We start from the raw sequence: 13,789 nt of genomic DNA on the forward strand, positions 1-13,789 counted from the left end.
AAAAAGGGTCATGGCTTCTAAGGCTATGACCCTTTTAGTTATATTGGTCTTTCAACTTTTTCTAACTGATATGAAAGCCATCTCTATATGGGCCAGCCAGAACCAGAAAACGGCTATACTACTCATTATTATTTTTGAAGTACTGAAATGCAGCATCGGGTTTGATATCGGCCATCATTTTCTTCCGGTTTTCTCATCGGGGGCTATAGAGCTTTCTGTGCTTGGCCTGGTGTTTCTAACAACATTCGTTCAGACCAACTATCAGCATCAGACCGGTACACTCAATAAAGAAGCGCATCGTAAATTCAGGCTTATGAGTACAGGCATTATTATGGCCAGTAGTTTGTTTCTTTCTATTTTACTGGGCAATCATCTGAAAGGTCTGGGGTATCAGGTGCACAGTATATATGTCGCCAACGCGGCAGAGAGGGTTACGACCACAGCTACCGAAAACAATAAAAAAAATGGCGCACCTATTAAAGTAACTGAAAAGAAAACCAGAAAAGGGTTCGTATCGCGCCTGTTAAGTAAAAAAACAGTTTCTGAAGACCCGAAAAGTATTTCCAGAATCACTTACGCATTATTATTTTTTTTAAGTCTTTTGCTCACTTTCGCCGGATTAATTCTCACCTGTCAACTGGCCTGCGGAGGCTTTAGCTTACTAGCCATTCTTGCGTTTTTGGTTTCGCTTGGCGTTTTATCCGGCGGATTATACTTCCTGATCAGAGCTTTCAAAAAAGACCTAAAGCCTTTTCAATCACTGACACAAAAAGAGAAGAAAAAAGAGCAATTAAAATTCTTTGTTATCTGGATACTATTAGGAGCAGCAATAGCCCTTATCGCATTATTGAGCTAAGAGTAAATGAAAAAGTCCCTCTTTTCAGAGGAACCCATCAAAATTCTTAATCTTATCTCGTTAAAATCCTGCCGCATGCCCATCTTTGCGGGGGTCTGATGCCCCTGTGTAGGTCTTGCGCAAGGGGTCATATCTGATGGCCTGATACCCGCCATACATACCCAGTATATAGCCAACCTTATGGCCTTTTTCCATCAGCCCTCTGATGGTTGCATAAGGTATGCCAGATTCCATCGTTATCATGCCGCCATCCAGCATTCTTTCGCCGGTAGGCTCTGATGATCCTTCGTGATTCAGACGTGGGGCATCACCTGCTTCCTGCAGATTCATACCAAAGTCTACCAGATTCATCACTATCTGCACATGGCCCTGCGGCTGAAAAGACCCACCCATAACACCAAAACTCATGTAAGGTTTGCCATCTTTGGTTATAAACGCAGGAATAATGGTATGAAACGGCCTCTTGTGGGGCGCATAGGTATTGTTTTCACCCTCGGTAAGGCTGAACATCTCCCCTCTGTCCTGAAACATAAAGCCCAGGCCGTCGGCCATCATGCCTGAGCCAAAACCCCTGTAATTGCTTTGTATCAGGGCAACCATATTACCTTCCTTATCGGCTACCGTCAAAAAAATCGTGTCACCGTCTTTCAAAGCCGGATTACCGGCATCAAAGGTTTTAGCTGCCTTGTTTATATCAATCAGTTTGCGTCTTTCAGCCGCATATTCTTTAGAAATGAGTTGTTTTACGGGTATTCTGGCAAACTCAGGGTCGGCATAATATTTGGCGCGGTCTTCAAAAGCCAGCTTCTTGGCTTCAGTAAACAAATGCACGTGCTCAGTACTGCCAAATGGTATTTTAGAGAAATCGTATCCCTCCAGAATATTCAGCATTTGCAGCACAGTTATGCCTTGCCCGTTTGGGGGCAGCTCCCATACATCATACCCTCTGTAATTGGTAGATACAGGGTCAACCCAGGTTGAAGTATGGTCGGCAAAGTCTCTGGCTGTTAGAAATCCCCCCTGCTTTTTCATAAATTCCTCTATTATTTTCGGAATCTCACCTTTATAAAAAGCATCACGGCCACCCCTGGCAATTTTCTCAAGGGTATTGGCCAGGTTAGGATTTTTAAAGATATCGCCCTTTTGTGGCACCGTGCCGTTTGGATAATAATGCTCTTTTACATTCGGAAATTTACCATAAAGCCTTGGCACTGCGGCCAACGAGCTGGCCAGTTCACCATGTACTGGAAAACCATTGCGACCATAATTAATGGCATGCGAGAGTATTTTCTCCATCGGCAGTTTACCAAATTTCTTGTGCAGCTCAAACCAGCCGTCAACAGCACCGGGTACATTGACAGGCAATGGCCCTGTTGAGGGTAGATGCGCTAAGCCACGTTTTTTCAGTTCAGCCAGTGTAAGTGCATAAGGCGAACGGCCAGAGGCATTTAGCCCGTACAGTTTTTGGGTTTTGGCATCCCAAACAATAGCAAACAGGTCGCCGCCTATGCCATTCATGTGGGGTTCTACCACACCTTCCATCGCATTGGCGGCTATGGCGGCATCAATGGCGTTGCCGCCTGCCCGCAGAATTTCAATGGCCGCCTGCGTGCTTAATGGGTGCGAGGTACAAGCCATGCCGTTCTGAGCTATTACCTCAGACCGCGTGGCATCAACCTTACCAAAAACCCGGTCTTGCGCTTGTACAGTCTGGAAAAGCGTTAATAGAATGAGGCTGAAGAAAATGTTTTTCATAGATATAGAGGTTGATTTCAATAATTAGGTCCCATTTCAAGATTTGCTACTGTATTGATGTTTGGAAGGATGTCAGTTTTTTCAAACTGTACAATAACCCGGTCTGATAGTTGCTTTTAACCAGGCCTGATTTAAACTTCTATAATCAAAGATTAGAGGTACCTCTGTTGTTACTTTTTGGGCTGCAAAAAGTAACGCAAGACTTGCCGTCCGCAAAGCGGCCCATCATTCCAACTCGTACAATTAAAAATCCGATAGCCATTATATATTTTCATAGTCATTCATAAGATTTTTAATCGTAGACTAGCCGTCCGCCTCAACAGGAATGACGTAATAAGGTTGTTAATTTTAGTTGATATCTTTCAATTGCTCAGCGAAACTCAGCGCGGCACCTCGTAACACTCCGTGGCAATAAAGAAATATAACTATTATTGAATGTGTTCAAAACAAAGATAGAATTTTTCCTGATTCTTTATTAGTACCCCAATTGGTCATTCCCTCAAATTTCGTCTATAACAGCATTTTATGCAACAAGTGCTTATTTCTTTTCTTTGGTGCATTTTAACAAATATTCACTAAAATATGCTTGACGGCAATGCCGATAATCTATTTTTTTACGTTTTAGAAATATACCGCAAAACAGATTAACGGTTTATGAGATTCTGGTTGATTGCATTGCTATATTGCTGCCCCCTGAATGCCATTGCCCAGCAGGCAAAAATGCCTGACCGTGGCGATGTAAAAGTAATCTGGAACAACAACATCAATGATGCGGTTTTCAGAGATTTTCAGGAGGGTATTAAACACACCAAAATACTGGATGCCATAGCGGCCGATATTAACGGGTATCTGGCATTACCGGAAGACATCTACATTACTTTTGACGAATGCCGCACCAGCAATGCCTTTTATGACCAAAATACCAGAAAAGTAACCATCTGCTACGAGATGGTATCTTACCTCTACGAATTGTTTAAGGCCAAAACCAGCAACCAGACCGAGTTACGTGAGATGGTGATGAACGCCATCATTTTTATTTTTTATCATGAAATGGGTCATGCCCTGATAGATCTGATGGACTTACCCGTAACAGGTAAAGAAGAAGATACGGTAGATAACTTTTCAATTTTTCTGCTGGCTGACGGCAGCAGAAAGGGGTCGAGAGCGGTGCTGGACGGCGCCATTGCCTTCTACCTGATGGGGGAGTCAACGCAGAATGTACCGCTTAAAAACATGGAGCTGTGGGACGAACACTCTTTAGACCACCAGCGGTTTTACCATATTCTTTGTATGCTGTATGGGTCAAATCCTGAGCAGAATGGAGCGGTTATCAGAAAAAAGATGCTGCCGGCCGTAATGACCACCCGTTGCGAAGAAGATTACCAGAAAATAAAAAAGGGCTGGCTGAAAGTTCTGGATGCCTGGATAAAGCATTAATACCAAAAAAAATGCCTCTCTTCCTGATGGAAGAAAGACATTTTCTGAGCGTAAAACCTAAAAAAATCAATAGTTAATCTTTATCACTTCATACCATATTTCTCCATCGTGTATAACGGCTCTGTATTGCACCCCATCAACAATGTAATAGGTTTCGCCATCAATTACCAGCTGTTCGTAGCCATCAGGTATGCTTTCTACCAATGCCCCAACCGGAGGCGGCACTACCTCGTACTCATAACCAACCGGCCGATAATAAGAACCATTATAGTAATGATAACGCACACCAAAGAAAGTATATATCTGCACATCAACCGGCAATATTCTGATTCTTAAACCAACCGGTGGAAATGCCACAACGTAGGTATCCCGGTACGGACGATAATAAATGCCGTTGTTGTAGCGGTAATTGATACCCCCATAATAAACCGGCAGGCAAGAAGTAGGCAATACCCTTACCACCGAGTTACGGCGTGGCAGGTTATAGTATCGCCAGCTTGGGCTGCCCACGCGGCCATCAAAACGGCGGTAGTCATAGCCGCGGCGGTCGTATCGGTCATAATCGCGACGGCCGCGGTCTTCCCATCTGCCCCTGCCATCATAACTTCTATTGTTTCTGTCGGCATAAACGCGGTTTCGTTCATCATTACCACGGCTCCATTGGTGGTCATTGCCTCTGTTTCGGTCTCTGTCGTCATTACCGCGTCCACCCCGGTCTATATCCGGTCTTGGGCCTTCTGTTCTTCTGCTTTCAGGCCGGTACTCGGGTTGTGGTCTTTCGCCCCGGGGTTCAACCCTAACTGCTTCCGGCCCACGGCGTTCGCCATCATTCATTCTGCCGCCCCTGTCTTCGCCAATAGAGGTGGGGCGGTCGTTGTTTCTTCTTTCGGCAGGGCCGCCTTCACTTCTTCCGCCATAGCCCCGGCTTTCGCCTCTGCTCATAGAGCCACGGTCATTTCCACGGCTTTCAGCCACCCCCCTTTCTCCCCTACTTCCTCCGTCTGCCTCTCCGCGTCGTCTGCCTTCCTGACCATTGGTTTTTGTAACACTCAGTGTTAATCCTGCCGCCAGAATCAGCGATGCAGCTATACCTCTTTTCCAATTAAAAGCAGGTATAATATTTATGGCTGTTGTTTGCATTGTATTATTCGTTTTCGTTTAATAGCTATTAGATGCAAAAAGTAATTAAATAGTTGGTTGGGGTGGTAATCATTAACAATCATTAACAAGCGCCAGAGCTGCGGCCGGCAAGACTTGGTGATTTTACCCTCAAGCTACTGACTATTAACGCCGTGCCATGAATTTTTATTCTGTTGATGGTAATATTCTGTGCCAGAAACGTCAATAAGAAATGAAACAAAAAAGCCGACTCAAATGAGTCGGCTTTTGCGTGAACCCTAACCACTATGATAAAAAAATCTACTTAATTAACCTATTTATCTTCAACTACCGGTTTCTGCTTGCAGAATGGTAGCACATATACAAGCCCAATATTAATAAAAACATGATGAGCAAAATCTGCCATAAGAATAACGAAAGAACTGGCATCAGGCTGGTACCCTGCTTCAACACTGTAAACATATTTTTAAGGTGTGTGTGATTGAACGATACAAATGTCTGTGTTTCAAACGGAAAATTTTAGAGTAAAAACCCGTAATCTTCATACGTACTGACTGGTATTTTAAGCCTGATGACAGGCGCTGCCGTTTAATCTGATAATTATTCAAAAAAAATGCAGGTATATATAGGCACCTAAATGCGTGCTGGCGTTGTAAACCGGCTTAACAGGCAAATTAACCAAACAGGTAGCCATTTTTTGAAAATTAGCTACCCAAACGCTGTTTTTAAAGAAGAAAATTGAAAATTTGGCAGAAAAACATTAACTAAATTAATATTAGACCCCTGCGAATTTTGAGTACTTATATTTTTTAGCCATTATTGTATAAAATTGACCCGGATACCCCTCAAATCCCTATTGAGTATTTTATTCGGACCACAACCTAAACAATGCTTCCCTTCAGGGAAAGGGATACAACTTCATTATGAAACTAAATATTACCTGGAAAATCTTCATCGGCATGGCATTCGGTATTCTTGTAGGGTACCTGATGAATGTGTACCTAACCTCTGACCCCGCAGCACTGGACGATTGGAGCAAGTATCTGAATATTCTGAGCAAGGTGTTTCTGCGCATGATAAAGATGATTATCGGGCCTTTGATTTTTTCTATTCTTACGGTGGGTATTGCCAAGCTAGGCGATTTTAAAACCGTTGGCAGAATAGGTGCTAAAACACTGGGCTACTTTTACTTTGCCACAATATTATCTCTTGTTACCGGTTTGGTAGCCGTTAATGTACTGCAACCGGGTAAGCTGATGGATATTTCTTTGCCGCAGACCGGAACTGACACCGGCATTGAAACCAAAAAAATGACGCTTGAAAACTTTGTAACGCATCTTTTTCCGCAAAGTTTTTTTGAAGCCCTGGCCACCAACGAGATACTCCAGATTGTGGTGTTTTCTATCTTTTTTGGAATTGCCACCGCTGCTATCGGCGACCACGGCAAGATTATCATCAAAGGTCTTGATGCCGTGTCGGAGGTGATGTTTAAAATTGTTGGCTATGTGATGGGGTTTGCCCCTTATGCCGTTTTTGGAGCCGTAGCCGCTGTTATTGCCCAAAAAGGATTGGGCATACTAGGCGGATACCTTTACCTTATTATCTGTTTCTTTGCCACACTGGCATTTTTTATACTGGTAGTGCTACCCATCATTTGTATGTTTGCCAAAGTGCAATACTGGAAATTACTTACCTACGTAAAAGACGCCCTGTTTTTATCTTTCAGCACGGCCAGTTCAGAGGCATCAATGCCTTTGCAGATTGAGCAATTGAAAAAATTTGGCGTATCTGAACGCATCGTAAGTTTTGTATTGCCGTTGGGGTATTCGTTCAATCTGGACGGCTCAATGATGTACATGACCTTTGCAACCGGATTTATTGCTCAGGCGTATGGTGTAGATTTATCAATCGGCCAGCAGGTAACCATGTTGCTTACCCTACTAATAACCAGCAAAGGTATTGCAGGTGTGCCAAGGGCATCTCTTGTAGTAATTGCCGGAACCATGTCATTATTTAATCTCCCGGCCGAAGGCCTTATTCTGCTTTTTGCCGTTGACTGGCTACTGGATATGGGCCGCTCTGCCACCTCGGTAGCAGGCAACGCCGTAGCAACCGCCATAGTGGCTAAGTGGGAAGGCGAACTTGCCCCTAACCCCTAAAGGGGGATTTGCCCCTAGCCCCTAAAGGGGAACTAATTACAACAAAAAAGAACTTCTTTCAGAAGTTCTTTTTTGTTGTTTTATGCCTAATCAGGTTTTAAAGTTCCCCTTCAGGGGCTAGGGGTTTAAGCACTCCACCAGCGCCCACATATCGTCTTCAGTATTATAGACATTCGGCGAAACCCGGACGGCTACTCCTCTGTTAGAAATGATGATTTTGTTTTGAAGTAATTTTTCAGTAAAACTGGCATTATCTACACCCGCTGGCAGGCTTAACCCTAATAAATGATGCCCCCGGTAGCCTTCGGCTTCCATACTACAGCCCATACCAATCAATGCCTCGAGGGGTTTTTGGGTAATGCTTTTACAATATTGCTGAATATTGTCTACTCCCCACGCCAGAATCTGATTGAGGGATTCTTCCAGCATCGGTAATTGAATAAACTGCGAGTATTCGCCAGCGTTATATCTTTGCGCAAACGGCCTGTAGGCCTTCTGGTAATTAATCAGTTGGGCAAATTTATCGCTATCGGCACGGTTTAGCCATGACTCCTCCACCGGCACGCCATCATCAAAAAACTCACCAAAATAAGCCAGTCCTACACTATATGGGCCAAGCAACCATTTGTATCCGGCACAAATAACGGCATCGGGTTGTATGGTCTTTACATCAAATGCCATTGCCCCTACCGACTGCGTGGCATCTACTATTAACAAAGCGCCAACCTCCTTACAACGTTCTGCAACCGCGGCCAGATCAAACCTGACGCCGTAAATCCAGTGTATGTGGGGTATAACAATCATGGCGGTCTCATGATTGATGCTGTTCAGTATGTTTTCGTTCCATAGCTGCCCTCGGTTAGCGGCCTCATCTGGTCTGGCTACAGTTTTATACTGCAACGATAACTCCTGGCTAGCCCTTTCAAAGGCGTAAACATTGTTAGGGAACTCGTCTTGTATGAGCAGAATGTGTTTTTTGGTTGATATACCGGGCAAACGATGCAGATTACGCGCTACCACAGCCATGCCATAAGACGCCGCCGTAATGATTGCCACTCTTTGAGGGTTATCGATATTCAGTAACCGGGCAAATTGTTTCTGTACTCTTTCGGCAGGCTCAAAATGGACTTGCGGATTAATAGTGAAAGGTCTTGCGGCCTTCATCATCATACCATCCATGCCTTTGGCAACCGCGCTTTTCAGCATGGGTGCATAGGCGGCGCCGTTCAGGTATGTAACGCCTGCCTCCAGTTCAAACAAGTGTGCCTGGTTAGTCATATCTTTCCGGCTTATATAACGATATATCTATGCTTGTTTTTTCATTATCTACAATTTCCTGAACCAGTTTTCCGGTACCCGGCGCCAGGCTGAGGCCCATCATGGCATGGCCACTGGCAATAATCAGGTTTTTATATTTGTTGGTGCGGCCAATGTAGGGCAGGCCGTCTGGCGAACACGGGCGCAAGCCAGACCACACCTTGCTTTGTGGTGGTACTGCTATGGGGTAATCAGGGAAAAACTCCGGAACAGCCTTAATTATACCTCTGACACGGTTCATGTTAATATCCTGATTGATACCGCCAATCTCCATTGTGCCACCGAAGCGAATCTGGTTTTCGCCCATTGGTGTAATGGCCACGCGGGCTTCCAGCAGAATAGATGGTATATTCAGTTTCTTGCCCTTTGGTTGGTCAAGGGTAGTACTATACCCCTTACCTGCCTGCATGGGCAGATTGATATTCAATTGCTTAGCCAACAAAGGCGACCACGACCCGGTTGCAATAATCAGTTCATCAGTTGCCAGGGTTGCGCCATTGTCAGTCTTTAAGCTCTTAATTTTACCGTTTTCAGTTTCAAAGCTTGTTACTTCTGTATTATATATAAAAGTAACGCCCTTTTGAGCCAGCAGGTCTTTCAGTTTTTTTACCAGTAAGTTGGGGTACAAATGCGCATCGCCAGGGTAGTAAACTGCACCGGCAACGTCAGGCTTTACCTCCGGCTCCATTTCGTGCAGGGTTTTCACATCAAGCACCCGGGCTTCAATACCAATTTTGTTGGCGGTTTGGGCCACTTCGGCTTCTTCTTCAAAGGTATGGGCAGTTTTGCAGAGCATCATCAAGCCTTTTTCTTCAAAGCTGAAATCGTTGTTTTCTTCTTTGGCGAAGTCCTGATACAATTTTTTGGCAAACAGGCTGATATCACGCAAGGCAGGTATGGCCTTGTCTACCTGTTTCTGATTAGCTGCCTTCTGAAATTTAAGGCCCCAGGAAATCAAATCCCAGTTCAGACGTGGTTTTACATAAAACGGACTTTCAGAATTGAACATCCAGCGGATGCCTTTTTCTATCATACCTGGCACAGCCAGTGGTATAAAATGGCTGGGTACTATCATACCTGCATTGCCGAAAGAACAGCCATCGGCGCCGCCGGTGCGCTCAATAATGGTTACTTTATGCCCTTTTTGTTGCAGATAGTAGGCCGAATATAACCCTATTATACCACCACCAATGATAACAACCTGCGGTGCGTTTATTTTTGATGCCATTTTGGATAATTTTTCAATTGAATGCGGCAGGCTTGGCTTTTTGATCGAATAACCCGCCTTACTTAAATTTCAAAAAGAGAAAAAAACTGAATACAAACCGGATACCCCGATGGGGTATCCTTAAATATCGTAATTTTTTCTCTGTTTATGTGTGTGTTGTGTGGATCTAGAAAATCTTGTATGGATTTAGTATTGGTATTAAATTACCTGAAAACCAAAAGCGTAAGGATCGTCCTGGTCGTCAATGGTAATGGTATTGTTGCCATAAATTCTGGCCCAGCCTTCAATGCTTGGGTAAATGGCGTCAAAATCTCCTACTTTGGTGGTGCCTTCAATGCGGCCAATAAACTTGCTGCCAATAATGCTTTCATGTACAAACTCGTCTCCGGCTTTTAGTTTACCTTTGGCGGCCCATTGTGCCATCCGGGCTGATGTGCCTGTACCACACGGCGAGCGGTCAATGGCTTTGTCGCCATAAAAAACAGCATTGCGCGCGGTTGAGGTCGGGTCTATTACTGCGCCTGTCCACTCAATGTGGCTCAGGCCATTGATAGTCGGGTTTTCAGGATGCACAAAGCTATGGCTGGCATTGATGCGCTCTCTCAGCACTCTGGCCCAGGCAATCAGCTGGTCGGCCTTGAAATGCTCCAGACCCGGAAAATTCTTCTGCACATCAACAATGGCGTAGTAGTTGCCACCGTAGGCTACATCTACTTTCAGGGTGCCTAGCTCGGGGCATTCAACTTCAATGCCCTCAGCAGCCAGAAACGACGCCACGTTGGTCAGCTTTACATATTTCACCTTGTTTCCTTCCTGCTTGTATTCAATCTGAACCAGACCCGCCGGGGCTTCCATTCTTATAAAACCAGGCTTTTTAGGCTGAATAAGCCCATGTTCAACGGCTATGGTAATGGTACCAATGGTGCCATGCCCACACATGGGCAGGCAACCGCTGGTTTCAATAAAAAGCACAGCAACATCGTTGGCGGGGTCATGTGGCGGATACAGAATACTGCCCGACATCATGTCGTGTCCGCGAGGCTCAAACATCAATCCTTTGCGAATCCAATCGTATTCGCGTAGGAAATGCTGGCGTTTTTCTGACATATTCGCACCTTCTAACACCGGCCCGCCACCAGCCACTAACCGCACAGGGTTGCCGCAGGTGTGGGCATCTATACAAAAAAATGTCTTGGTCATAGCTTCAATCAGAATTGTGGTAAAACAGGTCTGTTAGCCAGTGAATCATTAATAACTTTCAGTACACGTTCGCGCTCTTCACCTACCAATGGCAGGCGTGGTTCGCGCACCCATTCAGTACCCAGGCCTGTGGCTACTTCGGCTAGTTTGATATTCTGTACAAACTTGGTTGATACATCCAGGTGCATCAACGGGAAGTGCCAGCGGTAAATAGCTCTGGCCTCTTCAATGCGGCCTTGTTTTACCAGTTCATAAATAGCTACGGTTTCACGCGGGAACGCATCTACCAGACCGGCCACCCAGCCATCAGCGCCCATCACAAGGCTCTCAAAAGCCAGGTCATCAACACCTGAAAGTATTTTGAAACGGTTACCAAATTCGTTGATGATATCGGTCATGTATCTGATATCACCTGTCGACTCCTTCATGGCTTCAAAATGCGGATTAGCCGCCAGCTCATGAAACATCGGTATAGAAATAAAGGTCTTGTAGGCAAGTGGGTTATTATACGCCATTACCGGTAAATCTGTTGAATCAGCTACACGGTGCAGGTAATGCAAAGTTTCGCGGTCATCAGACGGGTAACGCATCGGCGGCAACAGCATGAAACCTTCTGCACCTGCGCGCTCACATTCTTTGGCGAAGGCAATGGCCTCGCGGGTGATACACTCTGCAATACAAATTACCAACGGCACACGGCCGGCAATTGTATTTTTGGCAGTATCAAGCAGGGTCAGCTTTTCATCTTTGGTCAGGGTACCGTTTTCGCCTAACGAACCGCAAATAATAATGCCATGCACACCGGCCTTTATCTGTTCTTCAATATTAAATGCAAAGGTTTTCAGGTCCAGACTTTCGTCCTGAAAAAAATTAGTGGTAACGGCCGGATATACGCCTGTCCAGTTTGGTTTCATAACTTACGAGTATATAAAATGAATAATTCTGTTTTCAGGATACAAAGCTAGTATTTCAATTGCATAAAAACCTATCCTCATTTTGCTATTACTTATACTTTTTTACCCCATATATTTGCCAGTTACAACAAATACAGATAAATTAGTATTTATTATCAGTATCGGTAGTTATCAGATTATTTAACAAACACGATTCCGTATTTAGCCACGAACCGGATGTTCGGGCCAAAAAGCCAATCCGGCACTACTGAATCGACATTCAGCAATTTCTATGAAGCCCCTGTTATTCCGAATCCCCAAAACAGAAACGGAGTCGTTTCGTGTACAGGTAGACGACATACCGCATTTTTATGACACCCTGCATTTTCATCCCGAATGGCAGATAACCCTGATGCTTGAAAGCACAGGCACCCAGTTTGTGGGCGACAACGTAGACCGTTTCCAACCTTTTGACCTCTATTTTCTGGGTAGTAACCTGCCGCATGTTTTTCGTAATGATGCCGAGTATTATTCAGAAAAATTACGGGCACACTCGGTGTCGGTATATTTCAGAGGAGATATTCTGGGCGAAACCTTCTTTGATATACCAGAAACCCAGCACCTGAAAACTTTACTGACAGAAGCCTCAAGAGGCTTTAGAATCAGAAACCAGCAGGCCAATGCACTCACCGGCCTGGTTCAGTCAATTGCACATAAAAAAGGATTCGAAAAACTGCTTACCTTTCTTGAAATACTCAATGCTATCTGGGCATCAACGGCCAAAGAGTATTTGTCTAGCATTGCTTACCAAGGCACATTAAAAGAAACCGATAACCAACGTATAAACGATGTGTTTGAGTTTCTGATGCGCAATTATGAACGGGACGTGAGCCTTGACGAAGTAGCAAACATAGCAAACATGACAACCAATGCTTTCTGCCGGTTTTTTAAGCTGCGTACCCGCCGGACCTTCTCGGAATTTCTGAACGACATCCGTATCGGCCATGCCTGCCGGATGCTCCAGAGTGGTAACATGAGCGTGCTTGAAGTTTGCTTTGCCAATGGTTTCAATAACGTTTCCAACTTTAACAGGCAATTTAAAAACCGCACCCAGCTTACCCCCTCTGCATATCTTCGTAAATATCATGCAGGTTCTTTACGTTAAATTTAATACATTTGTATCTAATCATGAAAACACCGCTCATTCACTTGTTTTTGCTGTAAAAACTATAAGTTTTTGCGTTCATTCATTCAATTTTATAACTTTTAATGGCATTATCCGTCCCAAATAATCCATATGTTAGAAGCACATCAGTTTAACCCGGTTCTGGACAAAGAATTTTTATTAGAGAACTACGATACAGCAGAATATCTGTCTGAAGTAATGGGCGATTTTCTAGCCCTGATGCCCGAAGAAATGGCAGAAATACAAGAGGCGCTTAATGATGGAGATAAAGACAGGCTCGTAAAAAAAATACATGCCATCAGCTCGGCTGTGGGTTTTGTTGGCGGTATTCATTTGTCAGACAAAATGAAGGCCTTTGAGTATAAGGCAAAAAATGACGCCGCCTTTAATATTGCCAACGATGAAACCCGGGCTCTGGTTACGGAGATAACCGATTTCATCAGCATCATCAAAGAAGAATATACCAGTTTAAATTAATAGTCTTTTGCTGTAGGCTTGCCACCAAATATGGCCCTCAGGTGGCAGGTATCTTCAGGCCGTTTCGCTTTATAAGTTACTTATAGTAACTGTTTTATTGATTCAGTTGGCAAATACCACTCCTTGCGTTTAATGTCAGAAGGTTTATGCATTTTTAAGATA

General features: G+C 44.3%; 11 protein-coding genes. 5 read left to right on the plus strand and 6 right to left on the minus strand.

Going from position 1 to position 13,789, the window contains the following annotated elements:
• Window positions 1–70: 70 nt before the first annotated feature.
• Window positions 71–856: a hypothetical protein gene (locus tag MB380_RS15700; RefSeq protein ID WP_253526783.1), complete on the plus strand. Its 786-nt coding sequence runs from the start codon at window positions 71–73 to the stop codon at window positions 854–856.
• A gap of 60 nt (window positions 857–916) precedes the next feature.
• Here MB380_RS15700 and ggt read toward each other — a convergent pair whose 3' ends face one another.
• Window positions 917–2,611: a gamma-glutamyltransferase gene (gene ggt, locus MB380_RS15705; protein WP_253526796.1), complete on the minus strand. Its 1,695-nt coding sequence runs from the start codon at window positions 2,609–2,611 to the stop codon at window positions 917–919.
• Window positions 2,612–3,265: 654 nt separating this feature from the next.
• On the opposite strand from ggt, the gene MB380_RS15710 reads away from it, so the two are divergent.
• Complete coding sequence (locus MB380_RS15710) at window positions 3,266–4,048, plus strand: DUF4344 domain-containing metallopeptidase (RefSeq protein ID WP_253526798.1); 783 nt, start codon at window positions 3,266–3,268, stop codon at window positions 4,046–4,048.
• A 66-nt stretch (window positions 4,049–4,114) separates the two neighbouring features.
• Here the strand turns inward: MB380_RS15710 and MB380_RS15715 are convergent, their stop codons facing one another.
• Window positions 4,115–5,188, minus strand: coding sequence for a DUF6515 family protein (locus MB380_RS15715; protein ID WP_253526808.1), 1,074 nt, complete (start codon window positions 5,186–5,188; stop codon window positions 4,115–4,117).
• A gap of 902 nt (window positions 5,189–6,090) precedes the next feature.
• On the opposite strand from MB380_RS15715, the gene MB380_RS15720 reads away from it, so the two are divergent.
• Window positions 6,091–7,326: a dicarboxylate/amino acid:cation symporter gene (locus MB380_RS15720; RefSeq protein WP_253526817.1), complete on the plus strand. Its 1,236-nt coding sequence runs from the start codon at window positions 6,091–6,093 to the stop codon at window positions 7,324–7,326.
• A gap of 117 nt (window positions 7,327–7,443) precedes the next feature.
• Here the strand turns inward: MB380_RS15720 and MB380_RS15725 are convergent, their stop codons facing one another.
• The 4 genes from MB380_RS15725 to MB380_RS15740 form a co-directional block, all read right to left on the minus strand.
• Window positions 7,444–8,604, minus strand: coding sequence for an aminotransferase class V-fold PLP-dependent enzyme (locus MB380_RS15725; protein ID WP_253526827.1), 1,161 nt, complete (start codon window positions 8,602–8,604; stop codon window positions 7,444–7,446).
• Window positions 8,597–9,871, minus strand: coding sequence for an FAD-binding oxidoreductase (locus MB380_RS15730; protein WP_253526829.1), 1,275 nt, complete (start codon window positions 9,869–9,871; stop codon window positions 8,597–8,599). Before MB380_RS15730 ends, MB380_RS15725 begins: the two co-directional genes overlap by 8 nt.
• A gap of 198 nt (window positions 9,872–10,069) precedes the next feature.
• Window positions 10,070–11,071 carry a 4-hydroxyproline epimerase gene (locus MB380_RS15735; protein ID WP_253526838.1) on the minus strand — a complete coding sequence of 334 codons (1,002 nt, stop codon included), beginning with the start codon at window positions 11,069–11,071 and terminating at the stop codon, window positions 10,070–10,072.
• Window positions 11,072–11,079: 8 nt separating this feature from the next.
• A complete protein-coding gene (locus MB380_RS15740) occupies window positions 11,080–11,985 on the minus strand; it encodes a dihydrodipicolinate synthase family protein (RefSeq protein ID WP_253526840.1) in 906 nt (301 codons plus the stop codon).
• A 271-nt stretch (window positions 11,986–12,256) separates the two neighbouring features.
• On the opposite strand from MB380_RS15740, the gene MB380_RS15745 reads away from it, so the two are divergent.
• Both MB380_RS15745 and MB380_RS15750 read left to right on the plus strand, forming a co-directional pair.
• Entirely contained in the window at window positions 12,257–13,129 is an 873-nt protein-coding gene (locus MB380_RS15745) for an AraC family transcriptional regulator (protein ID WP_253526848.1), read from the plus strand.
• A 132-nt stretch (window positions 13,130–13,261) separates the two neighbouring features.
• Window positions 13,262–13,627, plus strand: a complete 366-nt coding sequence (locus MB380_RS15750; protein ID WP_253526850.1) for an Hpt domain-containing protein — start codon at window positions 13,262–13,264, stop codon at window positions 13,625–13,627.
• The last annotated feature ends 162 nt before the right edge of the window (window positions 13,628–13,789 follow it).

It is taken from the genome of Emticicia sp. 21SJ11W-3, assembly GCF_024138715.1.
GTDB classification, from domain to species: Bacteria; Bacteroidota; Bacteroidia; order Cytophagales; family Spirosomataceae; genus Emticicia; species Emticicia fluvialis.

Excerpts from the sequence above, each read along its gene's own strand:
- MB380_RS15700 (WP_253526783.1), top strand. The coding sequence starts at position 71 with ATGAAAGCCATCTCTATATGGGCCAGCCAGAACCAGAAAACGGCTATA.
- ggt (WP_253526796.1), bottom strand. The coding sequence starts at position 2,611 with ATGAAAAACATTTTCTTCAGCCTCATTCTATTAACGCTTTTCCAGACT.
- MB380_RS15710 (WP_253526798.1), top strand. The coding sequence starts at position 3,266 with ATGAGATTCTGGTTGATTGCATTGCTATATTGCTGCCCCCTGAATGCC.
- MB380_RS15715 (WP_253526808.1), bottom strand. The coding sequence starts at position 5,188 with ATGCAAACAACAGCCATAAATATTATACCTGCTTTTAATTGGAAAAGA.
- MB380_RS15720 (WP_253526817.1), top strand. The coding sequence starts at position 6,091 with ATGAAACTAAATATTACCTGGAAAATCTTCATCGGCATGGCATTCGGT.
- MB380_RS15725 (WP_253526827.1), bottom strand. The coding sequence starts at position 8,604 with ATGACTAACCAGGCACACTTGTTTGAACTGGAGGCAGGCGTTACATAC.
- MB380_RS15730 (WP_253526829.1), bottom strand. The coding sequence starts at position 9,871 with ATGGCATCAAAAATAAACGCACCGCAGGTTGTTATCATTGGTGGTGGT.
- MB380_RS15735 (WP_253526838.1), bottom strand. The coding sequence starts at position 11,071 with ATGACCAAGACATTTTTTTGTATAGATGCCCACACCTGCGGCAACCCT.
- MB380_RS15740 (WP_253526840.1), bottom strand. The coding sequence starts at position 11,985 with ATGAAACCAAACTGGACAGGCGTATATCCGGCCGTTACCACTAATTTT.
- MB380_RS15745 (WP_253526848.1), top strand. The coding sequence starts at position 12,257 with ATGAAGCCCCTGTTATTCCGAATCCCCAAAACAGAAACGGAGTCGTTT.
- MB380_RS15750 (WP_253526850.1), top strand. The coding sequence starts at position 13,262 with ATGTTAGAAGCACATCAGTTTAACCCGGTTCTGGACAAAGAATTTTTA.